Origin of the sequence: Streptomyces sp. NPDC056128, from assembly GCF_042263835.1 — a bacterium.
Taxonomy (GTDB): domain Bacteria; phylum Actinomycetota; class Actinomycetes; order Streptomycetales; family Streptomycetaceae; genus Streptomyces.
Genome location: NZ_JBHJVQ010000029.1, coordinates 95,928 through 102,133, shown reverse-complemented (window position 1 = coordinate 102,133; position 6,206 = coordinate 95,928). Strand labels below are relative to the sequence as shown.

General features: G+C 74.0%; 7 protein-coding genes. 4 read left to right on the top strand and 3 right to left on the bottom strand.

Annotated features, from left to right (window positions below; all coding sequences use genetic code 11):
- Positions 1 to 233 precede the first annotated feature (233 nt).
- The 3 genes from ACFC1X_RS33515 to ACFC1X_RS33505 are packed head-to-tail and all read right to left on the bottom strand — an operon-like array spanning position 234 to position 3,819.
- A complete protein-coding gene (locus tag ACFC1X_RS33515) occupies positions 234 to 2,795 on the bottom strand; it encodes an ABC transporter permease (protein WP_376361188.1) in 2,562 nt (853 codons plus the stop codon).
- On the bottom strand, positions 2,792 to 3,541 hold the full coding sequence (locus ACFC1X_RS33510; RefSeq protein WP_376361185.1) for an ABC transporter ATP-binding protein: 750 nt from the start codon (positions 3,539 to 3,541) through the stop codon (positions 2,792 to 2,794). Before ACFC1X_RS33510 ends, ACFC1X_RS33515 begins: the two co-directional genes overlap by 4 nt.
- Positions 3,538 to 3,819 (bottom strand): SHOCT domain-containing protein, encoded by a 282-nt coding sequence (locus tag ACFC1X_RS33505; RefSeq protein ID WP_376361183.1) that lies wholly within the window; start codon positions 3,817 to 3,819, stop codon positions 3,538 to 3,540. Before ACFC1X_RS33505 ends, ACFC1X_RS33510 begins: the two co-directional genes overlap by 4 nt.
- 201 nt (positions 3,820 to 4,020) lie before the next feature.
- Here ACFC1X_RS33505 and ACFC1X_RS33500 point away from each other — a divergent pair, with 201 nt between their 5' ends.
- The 4 genes from ACFC1X_RS33500 (at position 4,021) to ACFC1X_RS33485 (ending at position 6,193) form a co-directional block, all read left to right on the top strand.
- Complete coding sequence (locus ACFC1X_RS33500) at positions 4,021 to 4,596, top strand: TetR/AcrR family transcriptional regulator (RefSeq protein WP_376361180.1); 576 nt, start codon at positions 4,021 to 4,023, stop codon at positions 4,594 to 4,596.
- Positions 4,597 to 4,609: 13 nt separating this feature from the next.
- Complete coding sequence (locus tag ACFC1X_RS33495; RefSeq protein WP_376361177.1) at positions 4,610 to 5,197, top strand: DUF4865 family protein; 588 nt, start codon at positions 4,610 to 4,612, stop codon at positions 5,195 to 5,197.
- Positions 5,198 to 5,392: 195 nt separating this feature from the next.
- On the top strand, positions 5,393 to 5,785 hold the full coding sequence (locus ACFC1X_RS33490; RefSeq protein ID WP_376361174.1) for a tautomerase family protein: 393 nt from the start codon (positions 5,393 to 5,395) through the stop codon (positions 5,783 to 5,785).
- A gap of 9 nt (positions 5,786 to 5,794) precedes the next feature.
- Complete coding sequence (locus ACFC1X_RS33485; protein ID WP_376361171.1) at positions 5,795 to 6,193, top strand: VOC family protein; 399 nt, start codon at positions 5,795 to 5,797, stop codon at positions 6,191 to 6,193.
- The last annotated feature ends 13 nt before the right edge of the window (positions 6,194 to 6,206 follow it).

Sequence of the window (6,206 nt, the reverse complement as noted above, 5' to 3'; positions counted from 1 at the left end):
CGTGTCCCCGCCCGGGGGACGCCCGCCGCGTGTGCCCGCACGGCAGACGCCCGCCGCGTGTGCCCGCACGGCAGACGCCCGCCGCGTGTGCCCGCACGGCAGACGCCCGCCGCGTGTGCCCGCACGGGGGACGCCCGCCGCGTGTGCCCGCACGGCAGACGCCCGCCGCGTGTGCCCGCACGGCAGACGCCCGCCGCGTGTGCCCGCGCGGAGTACCCCAGCAGACGGGTCCGCTACTCCGTTGCCACGGCGCGCAGTACGTCCAGGCGAGCCGCGCGCCGGGCCGGGCGGAGGCCCGCGAGGGCGCCTGCTGTGAGGCCGACGAGGGCGACCACCGCGAGTTGGACGGGCGGCACGGCGAAGGCGAAGGCGGTGTCCGAGGCGCCGTCGGAGGCCGCCACGAGCACCCAGCCGAGGAAGGCGCCGAGGCCGAGTCCGCCGACCGTGCCGAAGGCGGCGACCAGGACGGACTCCCAGCGGACCATGGCCCGCAGTTGGGCCCGGGTCTGCCCGACGGCGCGCAGCAGGCCGAGTTCGCGGGTGCGCTCGTGGACCGCCAGGGTGAGCGTGTTGGCGATGCCGAGGAGTGCGATGAGCACCGCGAGAGCGAGCAGCGCGTAGACGAGCGTGAGCATCATGTCGATGCCACCCGCCGAGGACTCCGCGTACTCGTCTCGGGTCTGCACCTCGGGGTTGCCGTACTGGTCGGCCACCTGCGCGACGGCCGCCTTGCTGGCGTTTGTGGACACGCCGTCCGCGAGGGCGACGGCCACCAGCGTGTCGGAGTCCTGCGTGCGGTGCGGGGCCCAGGCGGCGCGGGTGATGACGTAGTCGCCGGCGAGTTCGGACTGCCCGTAGAGGGCGCGGACGGTGAAGGTCTCGCTGCGGCCGTCGGTGAAGGTCAGGCGTGCCGTGTCGCCGGTGGTCAGCCCCCGCTTCGCCGCCTCGCTCTCCGTGATCGCGATGCCGTCGGTGCCGAGGGAGCCGAGTGAGCCGTGGACGGTGCCCAGGTCGAAGGTGCGCTCCAGCGCGACCGGGTCGGTGACGGTCAACGCCCGTCCCTCGCCGTCGACTTCCGCGACGCCTCGGCCGAGGCCGACGGCGGTGTCCACCTCCGGCAGCCGCTGGACCGCGTCGGCCAGTCGCGGACTGAGCCCGCTGCCGCCGGCGCCGAAGGACGGGGCACTGACCGCGACGTCGCCCGCGAAGGACCGGGAGACGGTCTGGTCCATGGTCGCCTTGAGCGAGGCGCCGAACACCGTGAACAGCGACACGACGGCCACCCCGATCATCAGCGCCCCGGCCGTGGCGGCCGTGCGCTTGGGGCTGCGCAGGGCGTTGCGCCGGGCGAGGACGCCGGTGACGCCGCGCAGCCGGTCCAGCGGAGCGCCGAGGACGCGTACGGCGGTGGCGGAGGCGACCGGGCCGAGCACCACGAAGGCCGCCAGGGCCAGTACGCCGCCCAGTCCCGCCAGCCAGACCGACGGGGAGAGCAGGACGCCGCTCAGGGTCACCGCGAGGGCGAGCGCCATGAGCGCCGTGCCGGTGACCGCACGCGCGCGGGAGGCGCCGGACGTGTCGACGGCCGTCTCGCGCAGCGCCGCCAAGGGTGCGGTGCGGCCGGCCCGGGCGGCGGGCAGCAGGGCGGAGCCGAGGCAGACTACGACGCCGACGGCGAGCGGGAGCAGCATCGACACCGCGCCGATCACCAACGCGCCCTCGGGGAAGGGGAACCCGATCGCCGGGAACAGTGCCTGGAGTCCGGCCGCGATACCGATGCCGGCGGCGAGTCCCGCGGCGGACGCGGTCACGGCCACGACGGCCGCCTCGACGAGGGTGGCGGCGGTGATCTGCCGCCGGGAGGCACCGAGCGCCCGCAGCAGGGCGTTCTCGCGGGTGCGCTGGGCGACCACGATGGCGAAGGTGTTGTGGATCGAGAAGGTGGCGACCAGCAGGGCGATGCCGGAGAAGACGAGCAGGAAGGTCGTGAACAGGGTCAGGAACTGGCTGGAGATCATGTCGGTGTTCTCCGCGGCCGACTCCTCACCGGTGATGGCCTCGACGCCGTCCGGCAGTACGGGGGTCAGCCGGTCGACGAGTTCCTGCTGGCCGACGCCGGGACCGGCCCGCACCTGGATGCTCGCCGCCTCGCCCGGACGCGCGGTGAGGCACTTCTCGGCGTCGGCCCGCGTCATGCCGGTGTAGGTCACCTGGGCCATGCCGTCCTCGCCGCCGAAGGTCGCGAGGCCGACGACGGTGACCTCGACCGGGTCGGGCGTGCGCAGGGTCGTCGTGTCGCCGATCGCGAGGCCGCCCCGCTCGGCGGTGCCCCGGTTGACGACGACCTCGCCGGACGCCTGCGGGGCACGGCCCTCGGCGAGGCGGTACGGGTTCAGCCCGGGGTCGGTGATCCAGTTGCCGGCCAGGGTGGGCGGGCCCTGGCCGCCGATCGGCTCGCCGTCCGCGCCGACGAGCTGGCCCGCGCCCTGGACGCTGGGAGCGGCGGCCGCGACGCCGGGCACCCGCTCGACCGTCTCGACCAGGTCAGTGCCGACCGGCTGCCGTACCCCCTGACTCTCGCCCGGCGTGGTGATGGCGTCCGCGCTGCGCACCACGGCGTCCGTGCCCGCGCCGGCGTTGCCGAACATGGTGTCGAAGCTCGCGCGGAGCGTGTCGCCCATGACCAGGGTCCCGGTCAGGAAGGCGACGCCGAGGACGACGGCGAGGAACGTCCCGGCGAAGCGCCGCTTGTGGGCCCGCAGCGAGGAGACGCTGAGGCGGGCGGAGGCGTTCATGACGGCACCTCGAAGGCTTTCATCCGGTCCAGGACCTTGTCGGCGGTCGGGCCGTCCATGCGGTCGACGAGGCGTCCGTCCGCGAGGAAGACGACCTCGTCCGCGTGGGCGGCTGCGACCGGATCGTGGGTGACCATGACGACCGTGCGGCCGGTCCGCCGCACGGTGCGGCCGAGGAGGCCGAGCACCTCGCCGCCGGAGCGGGAGTCGAGGTTTCCGGTGGGTTCGTCGGCGAAGACCACGTCCGGCTGCCCGGCGAAGGCACGGGCCACGGCTACGCGCTGCTGCTGGCCGCCGGAGAGTTCGGCCGGCCGGTGGTGGAGGCGGTCGCGCAGTCCGACGACGTCGATCAGCGCGTCGACCCACTCGGTGTCGCCGCGGCGGCCCGCGAGGTCGAGCGGGAGGGTGATGTTCTCGGCGACGGTCAGCGTCGGGACCAGGTTGTAGGCCTGGAACACGAAGCCGACCCGGTCGCGGCGCAGGAGCGTGAGGCGTCGGTCGTCGAGGGTGCTCAGGTCGGTGTCGCCGATGCGGGCGGTGCCCGAGGTGAGCGTGTCCAGTCCGGCGGCGCAGTGCATCAGGGTCGACTTGCCGGAGCCCGAGGGCCCCATGATCGCCGTGAAGCGGCCGGCCGGGAAGTCCACGCTCACCCCGTCCAGCGCGCGTACGGCGGTGTCGCCACCGCCGTACACCTTCACGGCGTCGACGACCCGGGCGGCGGCCCCGGTGACGGTCGTCGTGGTCATGCCGCACCGCCCTTGCGGGTCCGGCCGAACTGCTCGTCCAGCACGGAGAGCCGGCGCCAGTACTCGTCCTCGTCGATCTCGCCGGAGGCGAAGCGGTGGCCGAGTACGGCGATGGGCGAGTTGTCCTCGACGGTGGGCCGTCCGGGTCCGCGGCGCCCGCGCCATACGGTGCGGCGGAGCAGGGTGATGCCGGCGCCGATGACCAGCGCCCAGATCACCGGGAAGAGCAGGATCCAGGGGCCGGGCCCGCCGTCGCCGAAGTGTGCCAGGGTCTCCATGTCGTCCAACTCCTCGGTGGCGATGTCCTTCGTGTCGCTTCCGAGCGTCGTCCCCGAGGCGGGTCCCGGTCGTCGTACGGCCAGCGGCACTGTGCGTACCCCGCGGGGAGTACGTACGCCGTCCGGGCCTGCTTCCTCCCCCGCCGGACTCTGGATCTCCTGCCTCGACCTCTGTAACTACTAGTATGTACAGTGGGATGCATGAGCACCTCGGAGCGACTGATCGAGTCCACCCGCGAGCTGTTGTGGGAGCGGGGGTACGTGGGGACCAGCCCCAAGGCGATCCTGGAGCGGGCGGACGCGGGGCAGGGCAGCATGTACCACCACTTCAAAGGCGGAAAGCCCGAGCTCGCGCTGGCCGCGATCCGGCAGACCGCCGAGGAGATGCGGGCCACCGCCGAGGGCGTGCTGGACGGTCCGGGCACGCCGTACGAGCGGATCGCGGCCTATCTGCGGCGCGAGCGCGAGGTGCTGCGCGGCTGCCCGGTGGGGCGGCTGACCATGGACCCGGACGTGATCGCCGACGACGCCCTGCGCGCCCCCGTCGACGAGACGCTCGACTGGCTCAGGGAGCACATCGCCCGGATCGTCGAAGAGGGCAGGGAGCAGGGCGAGTTCGCGCCCTCACTGGACGGCGAGGAGATCGCGGCGGCCGTCGTCGCGACCGTCCAGGGCGGTTACGTCCTCGCCCGCGCGTCCGGCTCCCCCACCGCATTCGACGCCGCGGTCCGGGGGCTGCTGGCCCTGCTGGCCCCGCACGACACCCCTGCCCGGTAAGGAGTCCGCGCCGATGCACGCCATGCAGTACGAGTTCACCCTGCCCGCCGACTACGCGATGGACGTCGTCCGGGAACGGGTCGCCCGCACCGGGCACCTCCTGGACGACTGGCCCGGGCTCGGCGCCAAGGCGTATCTGATGCGGGAGCGCGGGGTGCACGGCTCGCCGGTCAACCAGTACGCGCCGTTCTACCTGTGGCGCACCGTGGAGGGCATGAACTCCTTCCTCTGGGAGGGCGCCTTCCAGCGGCCCACCGACGACTTCGGCCGGCCCGCGGTCCGGCAGTGGACGGGCCTGGCCTACGAGGAGGGCGGCGCCGCCCGCTCCCCCGCGCGGGTGGCCGTACGACGTCGGCGGCCGGTGCCGGAGGGGGTGCCCCTGTCGGAGTGGGCGTCGGAGGCGGTGCGGGAGACCGGGCGACTGGCGGCCGGGGACGGCGTGTTGTTCGCGGCGGCGGTCGTGGACACCGGCCGCTGGGAGCTGGTCCACTTCTCGCTGCACGCCGACGAGGCGCCGGACGGGGTGGCGGGCGAGGTCTTCCAGGTGCTGCACGTGTCGGCACCGGAGCGGGAGCGGCTGCCGCGGGGGCGCCAGTGGTGAGCGCCGTCCGCGTATGCAACGCGCACGACCGCCTGTTCTTCGCCGGCCCCGGCTCCCGGCTCCCGGGTGCGGCTCTGTCCTTCGACGGGTCGTCTTGGGCCCACCACGCCACCCCCTGACGTCCGAACCGCCGAAACGCCCTGCCCCCGAACCCCCTGATCCCGAACCCCCTCCGTCCGAACGGGAGATGCCCGCATGCCCTTCGTCCGCATAGACGCCCACGGCACCGACGCCGACCGCCTCGACGCGCTCGGCCGTGCCGTCCACGAGGCCCTGGTCGAGACGCTCGGCATCCCGCACGACGACCGGTTCCAGGTCCTCACCGGACACGACGGCACCCGCGGAGCGCTGCGGTACGACGACTACCTCGGGGTGCACCGGGACGAGGGCATCGTCTTCGTGGCGATCACCCTCCGAGCGGGCCGGACGAGCGAGCGCAAACAGGCGCTGTACCGCCGGATCGCCGAACTCGCCGAGACCTACGCGGGTACCGAACCCCGGAACGTCTTCGTCACCCTGACCGAGAACACCTCCGCCGACTGGTCGCTCGGCCACGGGATCGCGCAGTACGTAGCGGGCGGTACGTAGGCTCGGACCATGTTGAGACTCGGTGTCCCCGTCATCGGCGTCAGGGACGTGCCCCGCGCGGAGGCGTTCTGGACCGCGGCGCTCGGTCTGGTCGCCACGGAGGAGTGGCGGAGCGAGACCTGGCGCACGCTGCACCACGCCGACGGCTCCGGGCGGGCGCTCGGCCTGATGCGCAGCGAGTCGCCGGCCGAGCCGTACCCCCGCGTCCACCTGGACCTCTACACGGACTCGGCGGACGAACAGCGGGCGGAGGTGCGGCGGCTGGTCGGCCTCGGCGCGCGGGAGGTCGACTGGGACCGCTACCCGCCCGACCCCGACTTCGTCGTCCTCGCGGACCCGGACGGCAACGTGTTCTGCGTGGTCGACCTGAGCAACGCCCCCAGCGGCGGCGACCGGCCGACGCCCTGAGCCGTCCGCCCGC

Coding starts and splice junctions, on each gene's coding strand:
- ACFC1X_RS33515 (WP_376361188.1), bottom strand. CDS start 2,795: ATGAACGCCTCCGCCCGCCTCAGCGTCTCCTCGCTGCGGGCCCACAAG.
- ACFC1X_RS33510 (WP_376361185.1), bottom strand. CDS start 3,541: ATGACCACGACGACCGTCACCGGGGCCGCCGCCCGGGTCGTCGACGCC.
- ACFC1X_RS33505 (WP_376361183.1), bottom strand. CDS start 3,819: ATGGAGACCCTGGCACACTTCGGCGACGGCGGGCCCGGCCCCTGGATC.
- ACFC1X_RS33500 (WP_376361180.1), top strand. CDS start 4,021: ATGAGCACCTCGGAGCGACTGATCGAGTCCACCCGCGAGCTGTTGTGG.
- ACFC1X_RS33495 (WP_376361177.1), top strand. CDS start 4,610: ATGCACGCCATGCAGTACGAGTTCACCCTGCCCGCCGACTACGCGATG.
- ACFC1X_RS33490 (WP_376361174.1), top strand. CDS start 5,393: ATGCCCTTCGTCCGCATAGACGCCCACGGCACCGACGCCGACCGCCTC.
- ACFC1X_RS33485 (WP_376361171.1), top strand. CDS start 5,795: ATGTTGAGACTCGGTGTCCCCGTCATCGGCGTCAGGGACGTGCCCCGC.